General features: G+C 74.0%; 18 protein-coding genes. 15 read left to right on the forward strand and 3 right to left on the reverse strand.

Annotated features, from left to right (window positions below; translation table 11 throughout):
* The 7 genes from ACN28C_RS11000 to rho all read left to right on the forward strand — a co-directional run bounded on the left by ACN28C_RS11000 (window position 1) and on the right by rho (window position 11,661).
* Window positions 1-1,350, forward strand: a complete 1,350-nt coding sequence (locus tag ACN28C_RS11000; RefSeq protein ID WP_422773392.1) for a homoserine dehydrogenase — start codon at window positions 1-3, stop codon at window positions 1,348-1,350.
* 138 nt (window positions 1,351-1,488) lie between these two features.
* On the forward strand, window positions 1,489-2,538 hold the full coding sequence (thrC, locus tag ACN28C_RS11005; protein ID WP_422773393.1) for a threonine synthase: 1,050 nt from the start codon (window positions 1,489-1,491) through the stop codon (window positions 2,536-2,538).
* A 206-nt stretch (window positions 2,539-2,744) separates the two neighbouring features.
* Entirely contained in the window at window positions 2,745-6,053 is a 3,309-nt protein-coding gene (locus ACN28C_RS11010; protein ID WP_422773394.1) for an efflux RND transporter permease subunit, read from the forward strand.
* Window positions 6,054-6,164: 111 nt separating this feature from the next.
* Complete coding sequence (locus ACN28C_RS11015) at window positions 6,165-7,421, forward strand: MFS transporter (RefSeq protein ID WP_422773395.1); 1,257 nt, start codon at window positions 6,165-6,167, stop codon at window positions 7,419-7,421.
* A 370-nt stretch (window positions 7,422-7,791) separates the two neighbouring features.
* A complete protein-coding gene (locus tag ACN28C_RS11020; RefSeq protein ID WP_422773396.1) occupies window positions 7,792-8,310 on the forward strand; it encodes a hypothetical protein in 519 nt (172 codons plus the stop codon).
* A gap of 98 nt (window positions 8,311-8,408) precedes the next feature.
* The gene (thrB, locus tag ACN28C_RS11025; protein ID WP_422774616.1) at window positions 8,409-9,365 is read left to right on the forward strand and encodes a homoserine kinase; all 957 of its coding nucleotides are present in this window, start codon (window positions 8,409-8,411) and stop codon (window positions 9,363-9,365) included.
* A gap of 298 nt (window positions 9,366-9,663) precedes the next feature.
* Window positions 9,664-11,661, forward strand: a complete 1,998-nt coding sequence (gene rho, locus ACN28C_RS11030; RefSeq protein ID WP_422773397.1) for a transcription termination factor Rho — start codon at window positions 9,664-9,666, stop codon at window positions 11,659-11,661.
* An 88-nt stretch (window positions 11,662-11,749) separates the two neighbouring features.
* Here the strand turns inward: rho and ACN28C_RS11035 are convergent, their stop codons facing one another.
* Complete coding sequence (locus tag ACN28C_RS11035; RefSeq protein ID WP_422773398.1) at window positions 11,750-11,950, reverse strand: hypothetical protein; 201 nt, start codon at window positions 11,948-11,950, stop codon at window positions 11,750-11,752.
* Between the two features lie 70 nt (window positions 11,951-12,020).
* Here ACN28C_RS11035 and ACN28C_RS11040 point away from each other — a divergent pair, with 70 nt between their 5' ends.
* Entirely contained in the window at window positions 12,021-12,392 is a 372-nt protein-coding gene (locus ACN28C_RS11040; RefSeq protein WP_422773399.1) for a winged helix-turn-helix transcriptional regulator, read from the forward strand.
* A gap of 256 nt (window positions 12,393-12,648) precedes the next feature.
* Here the strand turns inward: ACN28C_RS11040 and ACN28C_RS11045 are convergent, their stop codons facing one another.
* Window positions 12,649-15,552 (reverse strand): BTAD domain-containing putative transcriptional regulator, encoded by a 2,904-nt coding sequence (locus tag ACN28C_RS11045; protein WP_422773400.1) that lies wholly within the window; start codon window positions 15,550-15,552, stop codon window positions 12,649-12,651.
* 217 nt (window positions 15,553-15,769) lie between these two features.
* Between ACN28C_RS11045 and ACN28C_RS11050 the strand changes: the two genes are divergently transcribed.
* From ACN28C_RS11050 to prfA, 4 genes are all read left to right on the forward strand, one after another.
* Window positions 15,770-16,639, forward strand: coding sequence for a hypothetical protein (locus tag ACN28C_RS11050; protein WP_422773401.1), 870 nt, complete (start codon window positions 15,770-15,772; stop codon window positions 16,637-16,639).
* A gap of 130 nt (window positions 16,640-16,769) precedes the next feature.
* Complete coding sequence (locus ACN28C_RS11055; RefSeq protein ID WP_422773402.1) at window positions 16,770-20,198, forward strand: phosphodiester glycosidase family protein; 3,429 nt, start codon at window positions 16,770-16,772, stop codon at window positions 20,196-20,198.
* A 359-nt stretch (window positions 20,199-20,557) separates the two neighbouring features.
* Window positions 20,558-20,782: a 50S ribosomal protein L31 gene (gene rpmE, locus ACN28C_RS11060; protein ID WP_203867866.1), complete on the forward strand. Its 225-nt coding sequence runs from the start codon at window positions 20,558-20,560 to the stop codon at window positions 20,780-20,782.
* Between the two features lie 94 nt (window positions 20,783-20,876).
* Entirely contained in the window at window positions 20,877-21,965 is a 1,089-nt protein-coding gene (prfA, locus tag ACN28C_RS11065) for a peptide chain release factor 1 (protein WP_422773403.1), read from the forward strand.
* A gap of 32 nt (window positions 21,966-21,997) precedes the next feature.
* On the opposite strand, the gene ACN28C_RS11070 is transcribed toward prfA, so the two are convergent.
* Window positions 21,998-23,557: a GGDEF domain-containing protein gene (locus ACN28C_RS11070; RefSeq protein WP_422773404.1), complete on the reverse strand. Its 1,560-nt coding sequence runs from the start codon at window positions 23,555-23,557 to the stop codon at window positions 21,998-22,000.
* A 227-nt stretch (window positions 23,558-23,784) separates the two neighbouring features.
* On the opposite strand from ACN28C_RS11070, the gene prmC reads away from it, so the two are divergent.
* Genes prmC through ACN28C_RS11085 form a run of 3 tightly spaced genes read left to right on the forward strand, consistent with a single transcriptional unit; the run spans window position 23,785 to window position 25,967 of the window.
* A complete protein-coding gene (prmC, locus tag ACN28C_RS11075) occupies window positions 23,785-24,642 on the forward strand; it encodes a peptide chain release factor N(5)-glutamine methyltransferase (RefSeq protein ID WP_422774617.1) in 858 nt (285 codons plus the stop codon).
* A 59-nt stretch (window positions 24,643-24,701) separates the two neighbouring features.
* Window positions 24,702-25,346 carry an L-threonylcarbamoyladenylate synthase gene (locus ACN28C_RS11080; RefSeq protein ID WP_422774618.1) on the forward strand — a complete coding sequence of 215 codons (645 nt, stop codon included), beginning with the start codon at window positions 24,702-24,704 and terminating at the stop codon, window positions 25,344-25,346.
* Complete coding sequence (locus ACN28C_RS11085) at window positions 25,347-25,967, forward strand: phosphotyrosine protein phosphatase (RefSeq protein WP_422773405.1); 621 nt, start codon at window positions 25,347-25,349, stop codon at window positions 25,965-25,967.
* Window positions 25,968-25,988: the final 21 nt, after the last annotated feature.

A 25,988-nucleotide genomic window follows, 5' to 3' on the forward strand; every position in this document is an offset into this window, starting at 1 on the left:
TTGACGAAGCCTGTCCGTCTCGCCCTGCTCGGTTGCGGCACCGTCGGCGCGGAGGTGGTCCGCCTGCTGCACGAGCAGGCCGCCGACCTGACCGCCCGGGTCGGCGCGCCGCTGCAGCTCGCCGGGATCGCCGTCCGCCGGCCCGGCCGGGACCGGGGTGAGCTGCCGGTCGACCCCGCCATCTTCACCACCGACGCGCTCGGTCTGGTCAAGCGGGACGACATCGACCTGGTGATCGAGGTCGTCGGCGGCATCGAGCCGGCCCGAACCTGGCTGGTCGAGGCGCTGCGCGCCGGCAAGAGCGTGGTGACCGCCAACAAGGCGCTGCTGGCCGAGGATGGCGGGGCGCTGCACGATGCGGCCGCCGAGGGCGGTGCCGACCTCTACTACGAGGCGGCGGTGGCCGGAGCCATCCCGCTGCTCCGCTCGCTGCGCGAGTCGCTGCACGGCGACACGATCACCCGGGTCACCGGGATCGTCAACGGCACCACCAACTTCATCCTCTCCGCGATGGACGCCACCGGTGCCGGCTTCACCGAGGCGCTCGACGAGGCGACCGAGCTCGGCTACGCCGAGGCCGACCCGACCGCCGACGTGGAGGGCTTCGACGCCGCCGCGAAGGCGGCCATCCTGGCCTCGCTGGCCTTCCACACCCGGGTCACCGCCGCGCACGTGCACCGGGAGGGCATCACCGAGGTCACCGCCGCCGACATGGCCAGCGCCAAGGCGATGGGCTGCACCATCAAGCTGCTCTGCATCGCCTCCCGGGGGCCGGACTCGACCGGCGCCGACTCGGTGAGCGTCCGGGTCCACCCGGCGATGATCCCGGTCGGGCACCCGCTGGCCAGCGTCGGCGACGCCTTCAACGCGGTCTTCGTCGAGGCCGCCGCCGCCGGTGAACTGATGTTCTACGGGCGCGGGGCGGGCGGCGCGCCGACCGCGAGCGCGGTGCTCGGCGACATCGTCGCGGCGGCCCGGAACAACCTCGCCGGGGTACGCGCACCCAGCGAGTCCGTCTACGCCGCGCTGCCGATCCGGCCGATGGGCGAGGCGGTCACCCGCTACCACATCAGCCTCGACGTGGCCGACCGGCCCGGCGTGCTGGCCGCGGTCGCCGGGGTCTTCGCCCGGCACGACGTGTCGATCGCGACCGTGCGGCAGGCCCCCGCCCCGGGCGGCCCGGCCGACGGTGCGGCTGGCGCGGTGGGCCGGGGCGACGACGCCGTCCTGGTGATCGTCACGCACGCCGCACCGGACGCCGCGCTCGCCGCCACCGTCGACGAGCTGCGCCGGCTGGAGATCGTCCGGTCGATCGCCAGCGTGCTCCGGGTGGAGGGCGGCGGCCGGTAACGATCCGGGGGTCCGCCGTCTCGTCAGGTGGTTACCGGCTGGTGCCGGTGCGGGGGATCGGCGACGCTGGGTCACCGTGGTGAGCAGAGTTGTTCGCCGCCGGTGACGACCGGGCGGGCGCGAGGCGAGGAGAGCGAGATGTGGCGGGGCTTGATCGAGGCATACCGGGAGCGGCTGCCGGTCAGCGACGCCACGCCGGTGATCACCCTCTACGAGGGAAACACCCCGCTGCTGCCCGCCCCGGTGCTCTCGGCCCGGCTCGGCTGTGACGTCTATCTGAAGGTGGAGGGGGCCAACCCGACCGGCTCGTTCAAGGACCGTGGCATGACGCTCGCGGTCTCCCGGGCGGTCGAGGCCGGCAACAAGGCGATCATCTGCGCCTCCACGGGCAACACCAGCGCCTCGGCGGCGGCGTACGCGGCCCGGGCCGGGCTCACCTGCGCGGTGCTGGTGCCGCAGGGCAAGATCGCGCTGGGCAAGCTGGCCCAGGCGCTGGTGCACGGCGCCCGGCTGCTCCAGATCAACGGCAACTTCGACGACTGCCTGGCGCTCGCTGCCAAGCTGGCCCTGGACTACCCGGTGGCGCTTGTCAACTCGGTCAACATCGACCGGCTGCACGGGCAGAAGACCGCCGCCTTCGAGGTCGTCGCCGCGCTCGGCGACGCCCCCGACATCCACTGCCTGCCGGTCGGCAACGCCGGCAACATCACCGCGTACTGGATGGGCTACTCGGAGGAGACCGAGGCCGGCAACGCCACCCGGCGGCCGAAGATGTACGGCTTCCAGGCCGCCGGCGCCGCCCCGATCGTCACCGGCGAGGCGGTCCGGGAGCCCTCCACCATCGCCACCGCGATCCGGATCGGCAACCCGGCGAGCTGGACCAAGGCGGTGGACGCCCGGGACGCCTCCGGCGGGCTGATCGCGGCGGTGACCGACCGGGAGATCCTCTCCGCATACCGGCTGCTCGCCCGGGAGGTCGGCGTCTTCGTCGAGCTGGCCAGCGCGGCCAGCGTCGCCGGGCTGCTGCAACAGGCCGCCGAGGGCAGGGTGCCGAGCGGCTCCACCGTGGTCTGCACCGTCACCGGGCACGGGCTCAAGGACCCGGAGTGGGCGATCTCCACCGCCCCCTCGCCGATCACCATCCGCAACGACGTGCCGACGGCGGCCCGCGCGCTCGACCTGGCCTGACCGCGGGGCACGATCCGGGCGGTACGGCGAGCTGAGAATGTGCTGAGCAGGGGTTGCCGTTCGACTGAGTCGTCACGCAGGCTGGCCGAGCGCCCCGGGGCCGGGGCCGCGTTCCGGGTCAGGCAGACTCTCCCTGCCGCGCCGAGTCGGAACTCGCGCGAAGAGCATTCTCGCGCCAACTCGATCATCTCAGGAGTGAGCCGCCGATGTCCTTCCTCGCCAGACTCAGTCTCGCCAACCGAGGGCTCGTCGCGCTCATCGCGATCGTGATCACAGGCTTCGGCGTCTACGCCGTGCCGTCGCTGAAGCAGCAGCTCCTGCCGTCGCTGGAGTTTCCGGCGGCCTTCATCGTCGCGCCCTACCCCGGTGCCGGACCGGAGGTGGTGGAGCAGCAGGTCGCCGAGCCGATCGAGAACAGCATCCAGGGCATCGCCGGGCTGACCACGGTCACCTCCACCTCGCAGGAGGGCAGCGCCACCCTGCAGGTCGAGTACGAGTTCGGCACCGATCTGGACGACGCGGTCAACAAGATGCAGACCGCGCTGAACCGGACCCCGCTTCCGGAGGGCGTCGAGCCGCAGGTGATCGCCGGCAGCACCGACGACCTGCCGGCGGTGGTGCTGGCGGCGGCCGGCAACGGCGACGAGCGCGTCCTCGCCGACCGGCTCGCCCAGACCGTCGTACCGGAGTTGGAGTCGATCGACGGCGTTCGGGCCGTCGAGGTGACCGGTGCCCGCGACGAACAGGTGGTGATCACCCCGGACCCGGCCAGGCTGGCCGGGGCAGGCGTCACGCCGGCCGCGATCGGCGAGGCGCTGCGGGCCAACGGCGTGACCATTCCGGCCGGGGCGCTGGCCGAGGGTGACCAGACCCGGGCGGTCCAGGTCGGTGGCCGGATCACCTCGGTCGACGACCTCGCCGGCATCTACCTGCCGGCGCGCTCCGGCGGTCAGCCCGTCCGGCTCGGCGACGTGGCAGCGGTCGAGCAGCAGCTCGCCGCCCCGACCTCGTTCACCCGCACCGACGGTGCGGAGAGCCTCGGTATCATGATCACCGCCAGCCCGGACGGCAACGCGGTACGGATCTCGCACGACATCCGGGACCGGCTCGACGAGCTCTCCACCGCCTCCGGCGCCACCCTCACCGTCGTCTTCGACCAGGCGCCCTTCGTCGAGAAGTCGATCGAGAGCCTGACCACCGAGGGCCTGCTCGGCCTGGTCATGGCCGTACTGGTGATCCTGGTCTTCCTGCTCTCGATCCGCTCCACCCTGGTCACCGCGGTCTCCATCCCGCTCTCGGTGGTGGTGGCGCTGATCTCGCTCTGGGTCGCCGACTACTCTCTCAACCTGCTCACCCTCGGCGCCCTCACCATCGCGGTCGGCCGGGTGGTCGACGACTCCATCGTGGTGTTGGAGAACATCAAACGGCATCTCGGCTACGGCGAGGAAAAGCGCGCCGCCATCCTCGGCGCCGTACGCGAGGTGGCCGGCGCGGTCGTCGCCTCCACCCTCACCACCGTCGCCGTCTTCACCCCGATCGTCCTGGTCGGCGGCTTCGTCGGGCAGCTCTTCGCACCGTTCGCGATCACCGTCACGGTGGCGCTGCTCGCCTCGCTGCTGGTCTCGCTGACCATCGTCCCGGTGCTCGCCTACTGGTTCCTCCGGCCGGCGGGCGGCGGCGCCACCGAGGAGGAGGTCCGGCGGGCGGCGGAGGAGAAGGAGCTGCGCAGTCCGCTGCAGCGCGGGTACCTGCCGGTGATCCGGTTCGCCACCCGGCGGCGCTGGCTCACCGTCGCCCTCGGCCTGGTGGTGCTGGTCGGCACCTTCGTCCTCTCCACCCGGCTGGAGACCAACTTCCTGGACGACTCCGGCCAGGACACCCTGAACATCAGCCAGGAGATGCCGGTCGGCAGCAGCCTGGCCGCCACCGACGCGGCCGCCAGGAAGGTCGAGGGGGTGCTCTCCCGCGCCGACGGGGTGCGGTCGTACCAGGTGACGGTCGGCGGGGGCGGCGGCAACCCGTTCGCCGGCGGTGGCGGCGCCAACGAGGCGAGCTTCTCGGTCGCGCTGGACGAGGAGGCCGACGCCGAGCGGGTCGAGGAGGCGCTCCGGGCCGAGTTCGGCCGGCTGGCCGGGGTCGGTGAGCTCAGCTTCGGCGGTGGCGGTGGACCGGGCGGCGGTGCCGTCGACGAGATCCAGGTGATCGTCCGCGCCGCGGACACCGCCGTACTGACCCGGGCGAGCGAGCAGGTGCGCGAGGCGATGGCGGAGGTGCCGGACGTCACCGACGTGCGGAGCAGCCTCGCCGAGAGCGCCCCGCGGATCGACGTGACGGTGGACCGGGCCGCCGCCGCCCGGCTCGGGCTCTCCGAGGCGGCCGTCGGGCAGCTCGTCGCGCAGCAGTTCCGGGGCAGCCCGCTCGGGCAGGTGGCGCTGGACGGGCGGCAGCAGGACGTGGTGCTGCGTACCGGGCAGCCGCCGGCCGGCATCGAGGCGCTCCGGGCGATGCCGGTGGGGCCGCCCGGACCGGGTGGCGTGGTCACGCTCGACGACATCGCCGACGTCACCGAGATGCGGGGACCGGTCGCGGTGACCCGGATCGACGGCGAGCGCAGCGTGACGATCAGCGGTACGGCGGCCGGCTCCAACCTGGGTGCCACCACCACGCAGCTGCGGGAACGCCTGGACGGGATCGACGTGCCGGGCGCGAGCTTCGAGATCGGTGGCGTCAGCGCCGAGCAGCAGGAGGCCTTCGCCGACCTGGGGCTGGCGGTGCTGGCCGCGATCGCGATCGTCTTCGTGATCATGGTCGCCACCTTCGGCAGCCTGGTCCAGCCGCTGATCCTGCTCGTCTCCGTTCCGTTCGCCGCGACCGGCGCGATCGGCCTGCTGCTGGCCACCGGCACCCCGCTGGGGGTACCGGCGCTGATCGGCGTGCTGATGCTCGTCGGCATCGTGGTGACCAACGCGATCGTCCTGATGGACCTGATCAACCAGTACCGGGCCCGGGGGATGGGCGTGGTCGAGGCGGTGATCGAGGGCGGACGGCGCCGGCTGCGGCCGATCCTGATGACCGCGATCGCGACGATCTGCGCCCTGCTGCCGATGGCGCTCGGGCTGACCGGTGAGGGCGGGTTCATCTCGCAGCCGCTGGCGATCGTGGTGATCGGCGGCCTGATCAGCTCGACGCTGCTCACCCTGGTGCTGGTGCCGACCCTCTACACGATGGTGGAGCGGGCCAAGGAGCGGCTCCGGGGCGGCTCCGGTGCGGAGCGGGACGGTGCGGAGCGGGACGGTGCGGACGGGGCCGGCACCGCGGGCGTACCGGCGGGCGAGCCGGTGCCGGTCGGCGCCGGGCAGACCGGCGGTGCCCCGGCCCGTCCGGCCGGCGGGTCTCCGGGGCCGGTGCCGGCCCGTCCCGCCCCGTCGGGCGCGCTGATCGACGGGACCGACCAGTTCGAGGTGCTCCGACTGCCGAAGAGCCGGAGGTCGCCCCTGCCGCCGGCCGAGGACTGACAACGCCCGACAGCATCGACGCCGACCGCCGGTCGGGCCGGTGGGGCCGGTGGGGCCGCGCCGGTCGGCGTCGATCGCCGGCCCGCAGGCGGCCGGGTAGGGTTCCGGTACGTGTCGCCCGTTGTTTCAGTCCTTACCCGCAACCGGGATTTCCGCCGCCTCTTCACCGCCGAACTCGTCGTCTTCGGAGCCGACTGGTTCATCATGGTGCCGCTGCTGGTGCTGCTTCCCGAGCTGACCGGCAGCGGGGTGTGGGGAGCGCTGGTGCTCGCCGCCGACAACGGCATCCTGGCGCTGCTGCTGCCGTACGCCGGAACGGTCGCGGACCGGCTGGACCGCAAGCGCATCCTGATCGCGTCCAACCTGGTCGCGGTGACCGCGATCGTGCTGCTGCTCGGCGTGCGCTCGCCCGGCACCGCCTGGCTGGCGCTGGTGGCGGTCGGCACGGTGGCGGTGGCCAAGGCGTTCTACTCGCCCGCCGCGCAGGCCGCGCTGCCGAACATCGTCGACCCGGAGGATCTCGCCGCCGCGAACGCGGTCGCCGGTTCGGCGTGGGGCACGATGAGCATCGTCGGCGCCTCGCTCGGCGGTGTGCTGACCGCCGTCATCGGGCCGTACGCCTGCTTCTGGGTGGCCCTGGGCGGCCTGGCGCTGGCCGCGGGCCTGACCTGGCTGATCCGCCGTCCCCTGCAGCAGCCGCGCGACCACGACCTGCCGGCGCCGCACCCGTGGGCGGCGCTCGGCGAGGCGGTGCGCTACATCGGGCGCCGCCCCCGGGTGCTGGCGCTGGTCACCGTGAAGAGCGCGGTCGGGCTCGGCAACGGCGTGCTGACCGTCTTCCCGCTGCTGGCCGCGGTCTACGGGGTCGGCGCGATCGGCACCGGCCTGCTCTTCGCGGTACGCGGCGCCGGCGCGCTGGTCGGTCCGCTGCTGATGCGCCGGGTGCTGAAGCACCGCTCCTGGCTCCTCACCGGACTGGCCCTGTCGATGTCGCTGTACGGGCTGGGCTACCTCGGTGTGTCGGTGACCCGGTGGTTTCCGCTGGTGCTGGTCCTGGTCTTCGTCGCGCACCTGGCGGGCGGCAGCAACTGGGTGATGTCCAACTACGCGTTGCAGGCCGAGGTGCCGGACCGGTTGCGGGGTCGGGTCTTCGCCACCGACATGATGCTGGCGACGGTGGCCATCGCGCTGAGCCAGCTCGTGGTGGCCGGCGTGGTGGACCACGTCGACCAGCGGGTGGTGCTGGCCGGATGCGGCCTGACCACCCTGGTGTACGCGATCGGCTGGTGGGTGGCGACCCGCCGGCTCGACCCCTCCGACGACGAGAACCCGGAGCCGGTCGCCCGCCCGGTCAACCAGCCCGGCTGACCCTGCCGGGCTCGGTCGGTCTGCCTGGCCGGGCTCGGTCTGCCTGGCCGGGCTCGGGTCGGTCTGCCTGGCCGGGCTCGGGTCGGTCTGGCCGCTCCGTCGGCCGTCCCGCCCCGGCCCGTCGGCCCGACGGGTCTGATGGGGCTCGGCTCGGTCGGCCGCGGCGTGCATTGCCCGGCCGGAGGGTGGGTATCCAGAGCCCATCGACACGATTCCGGAGTCCCGGGGCTCCCGAGCGTCCAGCCGTGCCGCCCGGTGGCGCGGCGGTCGCCTGCTGCATCCACGTGGGCTCTCCTTCACCGGCCAGGTCGAGGTCTGGGGGCCGCTCGCCGGTCCGCTGGCCGGTGGCGCCGGCCGGTACGCCGGCACGGTGCGGCTTTCCCGGGGCATCCCGACTCCGGAGGGTTGGCCCGACGTGCTGGGCTTCGCCCTCCGGCTGCACGGTGCCGAGGGCGCGGTCGACCTGCTGCTCTCCAGCGCCGGTCGGCCGCCGGTGCTCCGGCACCTGCCGCTGCCGCGCTGTGACTTCGCCGGGCCGTACGGCAGCCTGCTGGCGTACCGGTTCGGTGGCCGGCGGGTCTATCTGCTGGCCCGCGCCGGTCGTCCGCTCGGCTGCTCCCTGGCCGGGGTGGCCGAGCTCGCCGCCCGGAACGAGGCCCGGATCGACCTGCTCGCGGCCAGCGCCGGTGGCCCCTGGTGGCCCTACGGCCGGGTCACCTTCGGCACCCGGCTCCCCGCCGAGGTCGATGCCGCGCTGGCCTTCGATCCGAACGGCCGGGGCGGTTTCGACCTGCGACCGCGCGGGCTGCTCCAGCGGCTGCGGACGGTCGGCTATCCGTGGTCGCGCCGCGGCCGGGGTGCCGCCGATGACCAGACACGGCTGCCCTGAGCTCGCCACCGAACGCGTTAACCGGGGGCCCTTCCTCTACCGGAAGCGATAAGCGGGGGCCCTTCCTTGCGCCCCCGGCTGGTGGATATCCTTGTGATATCACTTCGCTAGCAGGGGGATTCGTTTCCGAGCCGGTCCGGGTCCGGGTGCCGGCGACCAGCGCCAACCTGGGTCCGGGCTTCGACGCGCTCGGTCTGGCACTGGCGCTCTACGACGACGTCAGCGCGTGGACGGCTCCGACCGGTTGCCGGGTCGAGGTCACCGGGGAGGGTGCCGGGGAGCTTCCGGCGGGTGAGGACCACCTGGTCGTCAGGGCTATGCGGGCCTGTTTCGACGCGCTCGGTGCGCAGCCGCCCGGACTGGCCGTCGAGTGCGTCAACCGGATTCCGCAGGCACGCGGGCTGGGCTCCTCGTCGGCGGCGATCGTCGCCGGCATCCAACTGGCCCGGGCCCTGGTCGTGGACGGGATGCGGCAGCTCGACGACGCGGCGGCGCTGCGACTGGCGGCCGAGCTGGAGGGCCACCCGGACAACGTCGCGCCCTGCCTGCTCGGGGGCTTCACCATCGCCTGGACGGATCCGGCCGGTCCGGCGAGGGCGGTCCGGCTGCCGGTCGCGCCGCAGATCAGGGCCACGGTTCTCGTGCCGGAGGAGCGGGGCCTGACCGCGACGGCCCGGGCCGCGCTGCCGGCGACGGTGCCGCACGCGGACGCGGCCCGCAACGCCGGCCGGGCCGCCCTGCTGGTGCACGCCCTGACCGCCGCTCCGGCGCTGCTCTTCGCGGCCACCGAGGACCGGTTGCACCAGGACTACCGGGCGGCCGGAATGCCGGCGACGGCGGCCCGACTGGCCGAGTTGCGTGGGGCTGGTGTGCCGGCCGTGGTCAGTGGGGCGGGACCGTCGATCCTGGCGCTGACCGGCGCCGACGAGGAATTCGACGCGGGAATGGGTTGGACCGCGCAAAGGTTACCGATAGACGTAGCCGGGGCCCGGGTCGATGGGGGTAGACTGGGACACGCCGAGCGGGACCCTGTTGCCGCAGGTCGGAAGAGTTGATTACGCTCTAGACCTAGCACAGCCGCGAAGCAATGCGACTCCTGCGGGTCGGTGCACCCCCGAAGCTCTCGGCGGTCAGCCCGTCTCACCCCTGCCTAGGTCTACGCCGCACCGCAGTTTCCACAGGTCGCCGCAGGCGGCGAGACCTGCCCACCGATGTTGGTGGGTCGGGAAACCAACCGGCTGCTGTGTTACAGACTCCCGCTACGCGTCACGCGAGGCGGGTGCACCGAGGCCGCCCGGCCAGCCAGCACTTCCGGCCACGGGCGGGCCCCGGCCTTACGAGGGAAGGAATCCATTGAGCGACACCACCGACGTGACGTCGGATGTTTCCAACGTCGCTGGCGAAGCCACCGCAGGCGCCACCCGCCGTCGGCGGACCGGCACCGGACTGTCGGCGATGCTGCTGCCGGAGTTGCAGAGCCTGGCCGCGTCGCTCGGCATCTCCGGTACGGCCCGGATGCGCAAGGGCGAGCTGATCGCCGCCATCTCGGAACGGCAGGCTGGTGCCACCAACACCGCGGGTGGAGGTGCGCCGCGGCCCCGCGTCGAGGTGTCGGCGGCGTCCGCTCCGGCCCGCGAGGAGGTCCGGGCCGACGTGCGGGAGAGCGCCGACCGGCCCGACGGTGAGCATCGGGCCGCCGAGCAGGCGCCCGCTGGTGGGGAGGGCCGGGCCCGGTCGTCCCGCCGGTCGTCCGGCCGAGCCGCCACCTCCGAGCTGGAGACCGACACGGCTCCGGCGGAGCGGGGTGAGCGGGCCGACCGGTCCGAGCGCGGTGAGCGTGCGGATCGGTCCGAGCGCGGTGAGCGTGCGGATCGGTCCGAGCGCGGCGAACGCGGTGAGAGTGCCGAGCGGAGCGACGGTGGCGAGCGCGGCGAACGTGCCGACCGGAGCGAGTCGCGCAACGGCCGGGACCGCAACGACCGGGGTGACCGGGGTGACCGCAACGAGCGGGGTGACCGCAACGAGCGGGGCGAGCGCGGTGAGTCGCGCGGCGACCGCGGGCAGCGTTCGGCGGACCGGGACAACGACGGCGACGACGACGGTGAGGGCGGCGGCCGGCGCAGTCGGCGGAGCCGCTTCCGGGACCGGCGGCGTGGCCGTGGCGACCGGTCGGACAACGGCGAGGGCGGTGGCGGCCGGGAGCCGCAGGTCAACGAGGACGACGTGCTTGTCCCGGTGGCCGGCATCATCGACGTTCTCGACAACTACGCCTTCGTCCGGACCACTGGCTACCTCTCCGGCCCGAACGACGTCTACGTGTCGATGTCCCAGGTCAAGAAGTACGGCCTGCGTCGCGGTGACGCGGTCACCGGCGCGGTCCGGGCGGCCCGGGAGGGCGAGCAGCGGCGGGACAAGTACAACCCGCTCGTGCGGCTCGACACCATCAACGGGATGGACCCGGACGAGGCGAAGCGGCGTCCCGAGTTCTACAAGCTGACCCCGCTCTACCCGCAGGAGCGGCTCCGGTTGGAGACCGAGCCGCACATCCTGACCACCCGGGTCATCGACCTGGTCACCCCGATCGGCAAGGGGCAGCGGGCGCTCATCATGTCGCCGCCCAAGGCCGGTAAGACCATGGTGTTGCAGGCGATCGCCAACGCGATCACCCACAACAACCCCGAGTGCCACCTGATGGTCGTGCTCGTCGACGAGCGGCCCGAAGAGGTCACCGACATGCAGCGCTCGGTCAAGGGCGAGGTTGTCGCGGCCACCTTCGACCGCCCGCCGCAGGACCACACCACGGTCGCGGAGCTCGCCATCGAGCGGGCCAAGCGCCTGGTCGAGCTCGGCCACGACGTGGTCGTACTGCTCGACTCGGTGACCCGGCTCGGCCGCTCGTACAACCTGGCGGCCCCGGCCAGCGGCCGGATCATGTCCGGCGGCATCGACTCCACCGCGCTCTACCCGCCGAAGCGGTTCCTCGGCGCGGCACGGAACATCGAGAACGGCGGCTCGCTGACCATCCTCGCCACCGCCCTGGTGGAGACCGGTTCCGTGATGGACACGGTCATCTTCGAGGAGTTCAAGGGCACCGGCAACGCGGAGCTGAAGCTGGACCGGAAGATCGCCGACAAGCGGGTCTTCCCGGCCATCGACATCCACACCTCCGGCACCCGCAAGGAGGAGATCCTGCTGGCCCCGGAGGAACTGGCGATCACGCACAAGCTGCGCAAGGTGCTGCACTCGCTCGACTCGCAGGCCGCACTGGATCTGTTGCTGGACCGGCTCAAGCAGTCCCGGACCAACATCGAGTTCCTGATGCAGATCGCGAAGTCGACACCGGGCGAGTAGCTGCCCAGATCCCGACAGAGACAGTCGTGGGGCCCGGCCGGTTCCGGCCGGGCCCTCGGTGTCTGCCAGATCGGTTATCGGGGCCGGGTCAGCCGGTCAGCAGGTCGACCACTCCGGTTCCGCTCTCCGCGCCGTGGCCGTCGGCGAGCCGGCGCGCCATCAGCGTCAGGTACGGCTGCAACAGCTCAGCACTGACGCCCTGCTCCTGCGCCGTACGCCGCAGCGTGTCGTTGGCCGCGACCATCATCGCGAGGTTGGACCCGGTGCCGCCGTACCCCGGGCCGCTCAAGTACGCACTTCGTTGTGGGTGGTTACCCGGGGGAAAGCGAGCTGGCCGGGGGAGTGCGACCGTGGCGACGGTGACGAGGCCGAGCGCGCCGGGCGGGTACGTCTGCGGCATCGACGCGGCGATGGCGGTGGTCGGCGGGAAGTGGAAGGTCCTGATCCTCTGGGCGCTCGGCGAGCAGGTGTGCCGGTTCGGCGAGCTGCGCCGGCTGGTACCGGGCGTGACCGAGAAGGTGCTCGCCTCGCACCTGCGCGAGCTGGAGGCGGACGGCATCGTGCACCGGGAGGTGTACGACGAGGTGCCGCCGAGGGTCGAATATTCGCTGACCCCGCTCGGTGTCTCGCTCAACGCGGCCCTGGAACCGCTCGGCGCGTGGGGTCGGCAGCACGTCTTCGGTGCCGGCGCGAGCGGGACCTCTGCCCCGGCTGCCTCTTCCCGGACGTGACCACGCCTCGGCGCTGGTCCGGCCGTGCCGGTGCAGCCCAGCAGCACGGTCCGGCCACACAACGGTCCGGTCCGGCAGCACGGTCCGGCCACACAACGGTCCGGTCCGGCAGCACGGTCCGGCACCACAACGGTCCGGTCCGGCAGCACGGTCCGGCACCACAACGGTCCGGTCCGGCCCCACCACCGTTTGGTCCGGTCCCACGATCCTCTGGTCGCACGGTCCGGTCGATCGTCGTACGCCCCGCCGACACGGCTCAGTCGCTGGTCGCGGTCGCCTCGTCGGCCGGGACGGCCGAGGCTGTGCTGCCCAGTCCGGCGGTGTCCGGCCCGCGCGGAACGGCGAGCCTGGCCCGCAGTTGGTCCGCGTCGGGGTGGTGCAGCTCGTCGTAGATCGCCAGGGCCTGTCGCCAGGCGGTCCGGGCGGCGTCGAGGTCTCCGGCCGCCCGGTGGCTGTCCCCGAGGTTCGCGAGCACCTCGGCCTCGTCGTACCGGTCGCCGAGCTCCCGGTGCAGGGCCAGGGCCCGCCGCTGGCACTCGACCGCCCGGTCGTGCTGGCCGAGCCGCTGGTGGGCGTAGCCGAGACTGTCCCAGGTGAGCGCGGCACCGCGCCGGTCGTCGTTGCGGGCGTGCAGGGCGAGGGCCTGGTGGCAGCAGGCGACGGCCCGGTGGTGGTCGCCGAGCCGGGCGTGCAGCCAGCCGATGTTGTTGAGCGTCTTCGCCTGCCCCACCGTGGCGGCGGTGGCCTGATAGAGCAGCAGCGCGCGTTCGGCGTGCTCCAGGGCCGTCCGGTGCCGGCCCTGGCGGGCGAGCAGCCAACTGATCCCGACGTGGGTGTGCGCCTGGCCGGCCCGGTCGCCGAGCTCCTCGTAGAGGTCGATGACCCGCCGGAAGTGGCGGTGCGCCTCGCCGTGCCGGCCCAGCCAGGTATACGCGACGGCCAGCCCTCGGTGCGCGTGCGCCTGGCCCGGCAGGTCGGCGCGGCGCTGCGCCGCCGCCAGGGCGACGCGCTGGGCTGCGGCCAGCTCCGCCCAGTGCCCCTGCCGGTCCAGGAACGTCGTGACCAGCGCGGCAAGCTGCCAGGCGTGGCCGTCGAAGCCGGTCGTGGCGGCCTGGGCAACCGCCGCGAGCAGCACCCGGTGTTCGGCGGAGAGCCAGGCCATCGCCTCGGCGTGCCCGTCCGGCCGCTCGACGGTCACCCCCGGCCGGGGCGGCGCTGGCCGGACCCGGGGCGCGAGCCCGTGTGGGTCGAGCAGGTGGTCGGCGGCTCCGGCGGCGTGCAGGTAGTGGTCGAGCAGCCGGTGCCGGGCGGCCTCTCGCTCGGTGTCGCCGTCTGTCCGCCGGCAGAGCTCGGCGGCGTACGTGCGCAGCAGGTCGTGGAAGGCGTACCGCCCCGGTTGGTCCTCGGCGAGCAGGTGTGCCCGGGTCAGCCCGGCCAGCAGTGGGCGTACCCGGGGCAGCGGTAGCCCGGCCATACTGGCCGCGGCCGGTGCCGAGACGTCCGGGCCGGGGTGCAGCCCGAGCAGCCGGAAGAGCCGTGCCTCGGCGGCGTCCAGGGTCCGGTACGACCAGGAGAGCACCGCCCGGACCCCGGTGGCCGGGTCGACGGCGTCGAACGCCGTCAGGGCGTCCTCGGCGTCCCGCAACTCGGCGGCGAGGGCGGCGAGTGGAAACCGGGGATTGATCGCGGCCCGCGCTCCCGCCACGGCCAGGGCCAGGGGCAGCCGTGCGCACCGCTCGACGATCTCGTCGACCGCGCCCGGCTCGGCGGCGGCCCGGTGGGCGCCGACGCGCCGTCCCAGCAGCTGCCGCGCCTCCACTGTGGATAGGCGGTCCAGGGTGAGCGGGCGCGCCCCCTCGGTCACGACCAGCGGCAGCAACTGGTCGCGGCTGGTCACCACGACCAGGCAGCCCGACGCGCCGGGCAGCAGAGCCCGGACCTGGTCGGCGTCACGGGCGTTGTCCAGCAGGACCAGCATCCGCCGGCCCGCCAGCGTGCTGCGGTAGAGGGCGGCCTGCCGGGACTCCTCGGTGGGAACCTGGTGCGGGGGTACCCGCAGCCCGTCCAGGAAGTCCCGGAGCGCCTCGCCCGGCGTCACCGCCCGCCCGTCGAGGTCGAAGCCCCGCAGGTTGACGTAGAGCTGCCCGTCGGGAAAGCGGTGGGCGACCCGGTGTGCCCAGTGCACCGCAAGCGCGGTCTTGCCCACCCCGGCGGTGCCGCCGATCGCCGAGATCACGACCGGGGCGGGTCCGGCATCCTCGCCGGTCGCGTGGGGGAGCAGCGCGTCGAGTTGGCGGAGGAACGCCGTACGCCCGGTGAACCCGGCGACGTCGGCCGGCAGCTGTGCCGGCACCGGCCGCTCCGGGGAGTCCTCGGTGACCACCGCGGCGGCCGGCGCGACGGCGTCGACCGCGGCGGCCGGCACCTCGTGCCGGAGGACCCGCAGCTGGGCCGAGGCCAGTTCGGCACAGGGCTCGACGCCGAGTTCGTCGGCGAGCCGGGCCCGGGTCTCGGCGTAGAGCCGCAGCGCGGGTTCCTGCTGACCGCAGCCGGCCAGCGCCAGCATGCAGCGGGCGACCAGCCGTTCCCGCAGCGGATGCTCGGCCAGCAGCGGGCGCAGCGTGCCGAGCAGCCGCTCGTGCCGGCCCAGCGCCAGTTCGACCTCGGCGAGCTGCTCATACGCCGCCAGTCGCTGCTCGGCCAGCCCGGCCGCGGCCGTCGCGACGAAGTCGCCGGCCGCACCGGCCAGCGCCGGACCGCGCCAGAGCGCGAGCCCGGCGCGCAGCTCCGCGGCGGCCTCCTCGGGCCGCCCGTCCCGGGCGGCGATTCGCGCCCGTTCCACGGCCCCGGCGAATTCCGCCAGGTCGAGGCTGCCGTCGGCGACGGCGAGCCGGTATCCGCCGGCCCGGTGCGCGAGCAGGTCGCCGGCATCGGCGGTACGCAGGGCGGCGCGGAGCTGCGAGACGCAGACCTGCACCTGCGTACGGGCACTGGCCGGCGGCTCGTCGCCCCAGAGTGCCCGCTCGATCTGCGCCACCGACACCACGCGGTTCGGGTTGAGCAGCAGCAGCGCCAGCAGGCCGCGGTACTGCGGCCGCCGGATCTCCAGCGGCCGTCCGGAGACCGTCGCTTCGACCGGGCCGAGGAGGCTCCAGCGCATCGCCCCACCTCACGGTGTGCCGTGAACGTCCTCATCGTAGGTTCGCCACCGGTGCGGCGGTCGCTGCCTAGCGGTCGGATAGCGGACGCCAAGGGGCGGCTCGGAGGCTGGACCCGCAGCACCTTCCGGCCCTCCCCGGGCTGCACTCCGGCGGGTTCGGACGGGTCTGCCGGGTGGCCGGCGGTCGGCTCCCGGAGGGGGAACAGGAGGCAGCACGATGAGCAGCTCCACACGATCCGCCCGCGCCGTACTGGGCGGGCTGGCCGGCGTCGCCGTCGCCGTCGCGATGGCGTCGGTGCCGGCCGCACCGGCCGCGGCCGACCCGCCGGGCCTGGTGAAGGTCGGCGTCAACTCGGCCCGGAACAGCATCGACAAGGGGGTGACCGCGAGGTGCCCGGCGGACACGGTGGTCACCGGTGGTGGTGGCTATCTCGCCGCCTCGGGCAGCGCGTGGGGGCACGTCGGCATCGAGCGGTTCGAACCGCTGGCCGGCGGTACCGGTTTCGCGGTGACGATGCGCGAGGCCGGCAGCGTCAACTTCGAGGGCGACTGGACACTGACCGGGCAGGCAATCTGCGCTCCGGCCCCGGCCGGCTGGCAGGTGGTCGCCGCCACCGGCCCGGCCGAGAGCCAGTACGTCACCGCCAGTTGCGGGACCAAGCGGGTGATCGGGATGGGGGGCCGGATCAACGGTGGTGGTGCCGGTGACGTCCTGCTGGACCAGGTGGTGCCCGCCGCCGACCTGCGTTCGGTGACCGCCCGGGGCGTGGAGGTGCCGGGCTCGGGGCCGCCGCCCGGCTGGAGCGTGACGGCGTACGCGGTCTGCGCCACCAACCCGGCCGGGCTGGAGCGGATCTCCTTCTCGTCCAGCCCGGACGCTGCCGGGCACGCCGGGGCCAGCCAGTCCTGCCCGGCCGGCAAGGCGCTCTACAGTGCGGGCTCCGACATCGTCGCCGGCAACGGCGCGGTGCTGCTCTCCGGCGTGAACATCATCGACTCGGACACCACGTCGGCCTGGGCCGACGAGTACGACGGCGGTCCGTCGAACGTGTGGAGCTTCCTCGGCTACGGCATCTGCGGAAGCTGACCGGACCGGGACGCGGGAGCAGCTGGCCGGGGGCGTCGGCCAGCGGCTCCCGCCCACCATGCTGGAGTTTTTCTTCGTTTCACTCGGATGCTATTGAAACTTCTAAACAATGTCGGGTTGACTACCGGGCATGCGTACCCGCCGAACCCTCCGCTCCGCCGGACTGCTCCTGCTGGCGCCGCTGCTCACCGTCGTCGGGCCCGTACCACCCGCAGCCGCGCACTCGGCACCGCCCGCCCGGTACCCCGTCAGCGCGCCCGCCGCCCCGGCGGAGGCATCAGCCGCCGAAGAGGGGATCGAGACCGACACCCGGACCCGACCGGTCGCACCCGGGCTCGCGCTGACCTCCTTCGACCGCTACGACGCCGACGGCTGGCTCCGGGCCGACGCCCTCACCGCCGACCTGGGCGGCGGGCTCACCGTCGACTACGTCAACTCCGGCGAGGTGGCCAGGGTCGAGCCGCTGCGCGCGGCCGCCGACCGGGCCGGTGCGGTGGCTGCGGTCAACGGCGACTTCTTCGACATCAACAACTCGGGCGCGGCCCAGGGGATCGGCATCCAGAGTGGAAACCTGATCCAGTCGCCGGTCAGCGGCCACCACGAGGCGGTCGGGATCACCGCCGACGGGGTGGGCCGGGTCATCCAGGTGCACTTCGACGGCACCGCCACCCTGCCGGCCGGGCCGCTCACCCTCACCCAGTTCAACAACATGGTCGCCACGAACGGCGTCGGCGTCTTCACCCCGCTCTGGGGGTCGTACCCCCGCACCCGCGCCGTCGAGGGCGCCGGCCGGGTCACCGAGGTGACGGTGCGCGGCGGCCGGGTCGGCACCGTCTCCGCCGCCGCCGGCAGCGGCGCGATCCCGGCCGGCACGACGATCCTGCTCGGCCGGGAGGCCGGCGCCGACGCACTCGCCGCGCTCCGCCCCGGCGACCCGGTCGAGATCGCGTACGCGCCGAAGTCCTCCGACGGCAGCACCCTGCACGCCGCGATCGGCGGCAACCGGGTACTGGTCCGCGACGGCGTGCCGCAGGAGATCGGTGACGTCAACCCCGAACCTCGGACAGCGGTCGGGTTCTCCGCCGACGGCCGGAAGATGTTCCTGCTCACCGTGGACGGCCGGCAGGCCGACAGCCGGGGCGTGACGCTCACCGACCTCGGCCGGATGATGGCCGACCTCGGCGCGCACAGCGCACTCAACCTCGACGGCGGCGGCTCGTCGACGCTGCTCGCCCGGGAGCCGGGCCAGGCCGCCGTCCGGGTCGAGAACAGCCCCTCGGACTCCTCGGAGCGGTCGGTGCCGAACGGGCTCGCGCTCTTCGCGCCGCAGGGGAGCGGTCGGCTGAAGGCGTACTGGGTGACGACCGTGCTCGACGCGGCGGTGGCGCCGGGCGTCGGGCCGGTGCGCGGCGGGCGCCCCGACCGGGTCTTCCCCGGGCTGACCCGGCGGCTCTCGGCGGCCGGCCACGACGAGACGTACGGGCCGGCGGCCGGCGCGCCGACGTGGCGGGCCGAGCCGGGCAGCCGGGGCACGGTCGACTCCGCCGGGCTGTTCCGGGCCCGCGGCACCGGCGAGGTGACCGTCACCGCCTCGCGAGGGTGGGCGCGGGGCGAGCTGGAGCTGACCGTGCTCGGTCCGCTGGCCCGGATCGACGGCACCGTCGACAAGGTCGGACTGGCCGGTGCGGGCGGCACCGGGACGTTCGGCGTGGTCGGCTTCGACGCCGAGGGGAACACCGCGCCGATCGAGCCGGCCGACCTGCGGCTGGAGTACGACCGGGAGCTGCTGGAGATCACCCCGGCGCCGAGCGGCGGACTCAGCGTGAAGGCCAGGGTGAGCAGCGGTGCCGGACTGGTCACCGTCCGGGTCGGCGCGACCAGCACCGTGCTGCCGGTGACGATCGGGCTCACCGACGTGCCGGTGGCGACATTCGACGACGACGCGGCGAGCTGGCGGTTCAGCGCCGCCCGGGCCACCGGCTCGGTCAGCCCGGTGCCGGGCCGCACCGGGACCGGCCTGAAGCTGGCGTACGACTTCGGCCAGTCCACCGGCACCCGGGCCGCGTACGCCGACCCGCCCGCCTACATCCCGGTGGCCGGCCAGCCGCAGGCGTTCGGGATGTGGATATACGCCAACGGGCACGGCGAGTGGCCGAGCCTGCACCTGCACGACGCGCTCGACCAGCAGCACGTGCTCCGCGGCCCCTACCTGGACTGGACCGGCTGGCGGTACGTGGAGATGCCGGTCCCGGCCGGCGTGGCGTACCCGGTGCGGGTCCGCCGCTTCTACGTGGCCGAGACCGACGCGGCGGCGGCATACACCGGCGAGGTCATCATCGACGACATCGTGGCGAAGGTGCCGGTCGAGGTGACGCCGCCGGCCGAGCCGTTCCGCACCGACCGGGTGGTGCTGACCGACGGCACCGTGGAGCGGGCACCCTGGCGGTTCGCGGTCCTCTCCGACGTGCAGTTCGTCGCCGCCGACCCCGACAGCGACCTGGTCGCCCAGGCCCGCCGTACGCTGCGCGAGGTGCGGGCCGCGAAGCCCGACCTCCTGGTCATCAACGGGGACTTCGTGGACACCGCCTATCCGGCGGACTTCGCGCTGGCCAAGCGGATCCTGGACGAGGAGTTGCGCGGCGAGCTGCCGTACGTCTACGTGCCGGGCAACCATGAGATCATGGGGGCGCCGATCGGCAACTTCCGGGCGGTCTTCGGTGAGACGTCGCGGGTCTTCGACCACGCCCCGCGCCGGGGCGGCACCCGGACCCGGTTCATCACCCTGGACACCTCCACCGGCACCCTCCGAGGCGGTGGCTTCGGGCAGGTGCTGGCGCTGCGTACCGCCCTGGACGGCGCGGCCCACGACCCGGGGGTCGGCTCGGTGGTGGTGCTGGAGCACCACCCGCTGCGCGACCCGACCCCGGCCAGGGCGAGCCAGCTCGGCGACCGCAAGGAGGCGGCGCTGCTGGAGCGCTGGCTCGCCGAGTTCCAGCAGGAGACCGGCAAGGGCGTCCTCTTCGTCGGCGCGCACGTCGGCAGCTTCTCCGCCGACCGGGTCGACGGGGTGCCGTACCTGGTCAACGGCAACGCCGGCAAGAACCCGTCGACCGCGCCGCAGCTCGGCGGGTTCAGCGGCTGGACGATGTTCGGGGTCGACCCGGTCAGCCCGGCGGAGTCGGCGGCGGCCCGCCGTGACCCGCTGGCCGCCGGCCCGGAGTGGGTGACCGCGCAGACCCGGGCACACGTGGACCAGCTCGCCCTGGCCGCCCCGCAGACGCTGCCGGCCGGCACCGCCGTCACCGTCACCGCCACGGTCACCCAGCCCGGCGGCCGGCAGGTGCCGGTCGCCGCCCCGCTCTCGGCCGACTGGGCCGGCTCGGCGAACCTGTACGTCGGATCATCGCTGTGGGGGCTGCGGCCCTGGCACGCCGCCTGGTTCGACCCGGGCACCGGCCGGCTCATCGCGCTGCGCTCGTCCGGCTCGGTGCGGCTCGCCGTCACCGTCAACGAGGTGACCGCCGCGGCCACCATCCCTCTCACCCGCCGCCGGGCCTGACCCTGCCGACCCGGCTCCCCACTCACCGTACGCCGGTTCGATCTTCGTGGCCGGGGCGTCGGGTCGGAACACTAGGTTCGGAGTTTCGGCCGTTCCCGTCCGTTCGTCCGGTATCGCCTGGTCCACCGAGGTGTGTGGCTGGCCAGGGCGGGAATGCCGCGTAGCGGAGCGGCGTTGTCCGTCACGGATCAGGTGTGCCTGCCCGCTGCCGGGGCGACCCGGCCGCCATGGCACACTGGTCAGTCGGCCACCGGTTCCGGTTCACGCCCGAGTCCGCCATGCCGCGCGATACCCGACATCGCGCCGGTGGCGGGTGCCGAGGGCGACCCGGCGACCAACCACGAAAGGACCGAGGCGACATGAAGCCCAACATTCACCCGGAGTACGTGACCACCGAGGTCACCTGCTCGTGCGGCAACACCTTCACGACCCGCAGCACGGCGAAGGGCGGCTCGATCCACGTCGAGACCTGCAGCGCCTGCCACCCGTTCTACACCGGCAAGCAGCGCGTGCTCGACACCGCCGGCCGGGTCGCGAAGTTCCAGCAGAAGTACGCCAAGGTTCAGGCCAAGAAGGCCAAGTAGCCGCGTCGACGGCGCCCGCCTCCGGCTCTCCGCCGGGGGCGGGCGCCGTCGTGCCGTATCGGCCGTGGACGGTTCCAGCAGAAGGAGTACGAGCATGAGCGGCGATCGGCTGGCCGGTCTCCTCGACGAGTACGCGGAGCTGGAACGACGGCTCGCCGATCCGGCGATCCACGCCGACCAGGCCACCGCCCGGCGGGTGGGTCGGCGGTTCGCGGAGTTGACCCCGCTGCACAAGGCCGCCGGTGAGCTGGAGCAGGCCCGCGCCGACCTGGCCGCGGCCCGGGAACTGGCCGCCGAGGACCCCTCCTTCGCGGCCGAGGTCGAGTCGCTGGCCGAGACGCTGCCGGTGCTGGAGGGGCGCCTCGCCGAGCTGCTGATCCCGCGTGACCCACACGACGCCAAGGACGTGATCCTGGAGATCAAGGCTGGCGAGGGCGGCGAAGAGTCGGCGCTCTTCGCCGGCGACCTGCTCCGGATGTACCTGCGGTACGCCGAACGGCACGGCTGGGCGACCGAGGTGCTCGACGCACAGGACTCCGACCTCGGCGGCGTGAAGGACGTCTCGCTCGCGGTGAAGGCGCGGGGCGTCCCGGAGGGCGGCAACGGGGTCTGGTCCCGGCTCAAGTGGGAGGGGGGCGTGCACCGGGTGCAGCGGGTGCCGGTCACCGAGTCCCAGGGGCGGATCCACACCAGCGCGGCCGGCGTACTGGTGCTGCCGGAGGCCGAGGAGGTGGACGTCACCATCGACCCGAACGAGCTGCGGATCGACGTTTTCCGGTCGTCCGGGCCGGGTGGCCAGTCGGTGAACACCACCGACTCGGCGGTCCGGATCACGCACCTGCCGACCGGGATCGTGGTCTCCTGCCAGAACGAGAAGTCCCAGTTGCAGAACCGGGAGCAGGCGATGCGGATCCTGCGGGCCCGGCTGCTCGCCAACGCGCGGGAGCAGGCCGACGCGGCGGCCTCGGACGCCCGCCGGTCGCAGGTGCGCACGGTGGACCGCTCGGAGCGGATCCGGACGTACAACTTCCCGCAGAACCGGATCACCGACCACCGGATCGGCTTCACGGCGTACAACCTCGACCTGGTGCTCGCGGGCGAGCTGGACGGAGTGCTCGACGCGCTGGCCGAGGCGGACCGTTCGGCCCGGCTGGCCGGCGAGACCGAGCTGTCCCGTCGCTGAGCGGAGCTGTCCCGCTGGTGAGCGGAGCTGTCTCACCGCTCGGCGGTGCCCTCCGTCCCGGCCCGGGTCCGTGCCCGGTCGGCGCGGGCGACCGCGGCGCCCAGCACGTCCTGCCGCCCGACACCCGAACCCTGCATCTCGGCGAAGCCGACGCTCACCCCGACCGAGCTGCCGGGGATGAGCGTCTCCCACTCCTCGGCGGCGACCGCCGCCCGGATCCGCCGGCCCACCTCGGTCGCCTCGATCATCCCGGCGCCGGGCAGCACCACCACGAACTCGTCGCCGCCGTATCGGGCCACGAAGTCGCCGCGGCGCATCACCCGGTTGACCACTCCGGCGATCCGTTGCAGCACCAGGTCTCCGCAGCGGTGACCGTGCCGGTCGTTCACCGCCCGGAAGCCGTCGATGTCGCAGACGCCGAGCACCGCCCGCTCGCCCCGGCTCACCATCGCGGCCACATAGCGCTCCAGGCGGCGGCGGTTGGGCAGCCCGGTGAGCGGGTCGGTCAACGCCTCGCCCTCGTAGCGGGCCGCCTCGCGCCGCATCTCCTCGTGCTCGATCCGGGCCGCGATGCCGTCCACGTAGACGTCCCGCAGCCGGTCGTTGCGCTGGGTCGCCAGCCGGAACGCGTACCGGTCGGCCCGGTGCGCCGCCGCGTGGTCGCCGACCCCGGCGTACGCCAGGCTGGAGAGCCGGGCGTGTTCGGCCGCGCCCAGCGTCTCGGCCGAGACGTGCACCGTCTCCAGCCGGGCCAGCGCCTCCGCCGAACGGCCGCCGGCGATCGCCAGGCACGCCCCGCCGAGTTGGCGCATGTCCCGGGTCCGGGCGCTGTCCCCGCCGTTGCCGAGCAGCCATCCGGGATCGAACTCGGGCACGGCCGGCCGGTCGGGTGCCGCCCCGAGCGCCGCCTGCCGGGCCAGCGCGTAGCCGTACGCCGCCCGGCTGCTCGGCCGCAACCGGCTCGCGGTCCCGGCGGTGACGAAGCGCTCCAGGTCGCCGCCGACGTCCCGGAGCACCCGCAGGCAGCCGTCGCTGTCCCCGTGGTGGTCGAGCGCGACCGCGTTGCGCAGCCGGATGCCGGGCGCGGCGAAGGTCTCCTCCGGAATGCCGGCGCCGACGCCCAGCCGGCGGGCCCGCTCGATGGCGCCGAGGGCGTAGCCGTGGAAGCTGAGGTAGGAGTAGGCCATCGCCAGGTCGTGCCAGCCCCAGGCGGTCTGCCGGTCCGGGTCGTCGACCGAGCCGAGCGCCCGGGCGCCGCGTACCAGGTGTGTGACGCAACGGTCGAGCGCGCCCTGGTTGTGCGCGGCGAGCGCGGCCAGCGCGTGCAGGTGCCCGTGCAGGTACGGCTCGGGCAGGTCCCGGGCGGCGTCGAAGGCCCGCTCCACCGCCCGGGTGTATTCGGCGGTGCGGCCCAGGTTGAGGATCGCGGAGAGCCGCTGGAGCAGCGCCTCGGCCCGGGAATAGGGGTCGTCGGTGGTGTTGACGACCCGTTCGAAGATCAGGCAGGCCTCGGCGGAACGACTGCTCTCCATGAGGTCACGGGCGTGTCTCAACTCCTCGGCCTGGTCTCGGACCCGGTCGAGCCAACTCACGCACAACCTCCATCGCCTCGCCAGCCAGACCCCGTCTGCCGTGGGCCCGGCCCGTCGGCAGACCGGAGAGGAGGCCCTCCGGGACGCTCGACCGGCCCGAGCACCCGGTCGACCCGGGATTGCGCCCGCGACGCGATGATCCCCGGTCGACGTTTCATGATTATGTCGTGACACGTATTCCCCGGCATAGCTCCCCGGCGCCAGCGGACGTTCCGCCGTCGGCCGCGATCACGGCGGCGACGTCCACGCTGGCCCGGGCCGGTGTCGGCCCGGCCCGGATCGAAGCGGAATTGTTGCTCGCGCACGTCCTCGGCGTGTCGCGCGGCGGTCTGGCCCTGGCCGGCCCGGTCACGCCGGCACAGCAGGAGCGGCTGCGGGACCTGGTCGACCGGCGCGCCCGGCACGAGCCGCTGCAGCACCTGCTCGGCACGGCCGCGTTCCGCTACCTGGAGCTGGCGGTCGGCCCCGGGGTCTTCATCCCGCGCCCGGAGACCGAACTGCTCGCCGGCTGGGGCGTCGAGCAGGCACGCCGGAGCGTCGATTCTGGCGGCGGCCTCGTCGTCGACCTCTGCAGCGGCAGCGGTGCCATCGCGCTCGCCGTCGCCGCCGAGGTGCCCGGGACCCGGGTGATCGCGGTGGAGCGGGCGGCGCCGGCGCTCGACTGGCTGCGGCGCAACGCCGCCGACCGGGCCGCCGCCGGGGACCGGCCCGTCGAGGTGGTGGCCGGGGACGTGACAGATCCGGAGCTGCTCGCCGACCTCGCCGGGCGGGTGGACGTGCTGCTCTGCAACCCGCCGTACGTGCCGGACGGCACCGCCGTACCGGCGGAGGTGGCCGAGCACGACCCGGCGGAGGCGGTCTTCGGCGGCCCGGACGGGCTCGCGGTGATCCGGCCGGTGCTGGACCGGGCGGCCCGGCTGCTGCGCCCGGGCGGGGCGCTCGGGATCGAACACGACGACACGCACGGTACGGCGGTTCCGGAGCTGCTCCGCGCCGACGGCCGGTTCGTCCGGATCGCCGACCGTCCGGACCTGGTCGGCCGGCCGCGTTTCAGCACCGCCCGGCGGGCCGACGCCGGCTCGTGACCGGCCCGAAGTCCCCGTGCCACGGCGGGGGTCCCGGCGTGGCAGACTGGCTCCCCGTGATGCTCTACGACTGCCGGTCGCTCGAGGACCGTGACCGAGGCATCGCCGCGGCGATCGAGGCGGTCAAGAACGGCGAGCTGGTCGTGATCCCGACCGACACGGTCTACGGGATCGGGGCGGACGCGTTCACTCCGTACGCGGTCACGGCGCTGCTCAACGCGAAGGGACGGGACCGGCAGCATCCGCCGCCGGTGCTGGTCGGCTCCAGGCGCACCCTGGACGGGCTGGTCTTCCTGCTGCCGAGCGCGGCCCGCGACCTCGCCGACGCGTTCTGGCCGGGTGCCCTGACCATCGTGGTCGAGCACTCGCCGAGCCTGCAGTGGGACATCGGCGACACCGGCGGCACGGTGGCGGTGCGGATGCCGCTGCACCCGGTCGCCCTGGAGGTGCTCCGCGAGACGGGCCCGATGGCGGTCTCGTCGGCGAACAAGACCGGCCAGCCGGCGGCGGTGACCGCCGAGGAGGCGCGGGAGCAGCTCGGCTACTCGGTCCGGGCCTACCTGGAGGCCGGGCAGTGCCCGGAGCCGGTGCCGAGCACCATCGTCGACGTCACCGGCGAGGTGCCCCGGGTGCTGCGCCAGGGCGCCATCCCGCTGGAGAAGCTCCGTGACGTGGTGCCGGACATCCAGGGCCAGGTGTCCTGAGTGCCGCCCTTCACCGTCCTGCACGTCTGCCTGGGCAACATCTGCCGGTCGCCGATGGCGGAGCGGCTGCTCGCGCTGGCCGTACGGGAACGGCTCGCCCGCCGGCCGGCGGCGGAGGTGGCCGACGTCGACCGCCTGGTGCACAGCCACAGCGCCGGCACCGGCGGCTGGCACGCGGGTGAGGAGATGAACCCGCCGGCCGCCCGGCAGGTGCGGTCCCGGGGTGGGGACGTCGACGACTTCGGCGCCCGCAAGCTCCGCTCCGAGCACATCGACGCGGCCGACCTGGTGCTGACCGCAACCGCCGACCAGCAGGAGTACGTCGTGGCGCTGCGCCCCGACGCCGCCGACCGCACCTTCGTGCTCGGCGAGTTCGGCCGGCTGCTGCCCACGGTCGACGCCACCGCCCTGCCGCCGGTCAGCGACCCGCCCGATCCGGACGCCGTCTACGCTCGGGGCAGCGCCCTGGTGGCCGCGGTGGCGGCAGCCCGGCACGGCTCGTCGCCGCTTCCCGGCGACGACCTCGACGACCCGTGGGGCCGCGGCGACCAGTGCTTCAGCCGGGTCGCCGACGAGATCGAGGAGGCGGTCCAGCCGCTCGCCGCCGTCCTCCTGCCCTGAGGTGTAAGGAAGGGCCCCCGC

It is taken from the genome of Plantactinospora sp. WMMC1484 (genome assembly GCF_049315195.1).
Taxonomy (GTDB): domain Bacteria; phylum Actinomycetota; class Actinomycetes; order Mycobacteriales; family Micromonosporaceae; genus Plantactinospora.

What these genes read in the sequence shown, in the direction of transcription:
- thrC (WP_422773393.1), top strand. Translation starts at nt 1,489, where the DNA reads ATGTGGCGGGGCTTGATCGAGGCATACCGGGAGCGGCTGCCGGTCAGC.
- ACN28C_RS11010 (WP_422773394.1), top strand. Translation starts at nt 2,745, where the DNA reads ATGTCCTTCCTCGCCAGACTCAGTCTCGCCAACCGAGGGCTCGTCGCG.
- ACN28C_RS11045 (WP_422773400.1), bottom strand. Translation starts at nt 15,552, where the DNA reads ATGCGCTGGAGCCTCCTCGGCCCGGTCGAAGCGACGGTCTCCGGACGG.
- ACN28C_RS11050 (WP_422773401.1), top strand. Translation starts at nt 15,770, where the DNA reads ATGAGCAGCTCCACACGATCCGCCCGCGCCGTACTGGGCGGGCTGGCC.
- ACN28C_RS11055 (WP_422773402.1), top strand. Translation starts at nt 16,770, where the DNA reads ATGCGTACCCGCCGAACCCTCCGCTCCGCCGGACTGCTCCTGCTGGCG.
- rpmE (WP_203867866.1), top strand. Translation starts at nt 20,558, where the DNA reads ATGAAGCCCAACATTCACCCGGAGTACGTGACCACCGAGGTCACCTGC.
- prfA (WP_422773403.1), top strand. Translation starts at nt 20,877, where the DNA reads ATGAGCGGCGATCGGCTGGCCGGTCTCCTCGACGAGTACGCGGAGCTG.
- ACN28C_RS11080 (WP_422774618.1), top strand. Translation starts at nt 24,702, where the DNA reads ATGCTCTACGACTGCCGGTCGCTCGAGGACCGTGACCGAGGCATCGCC.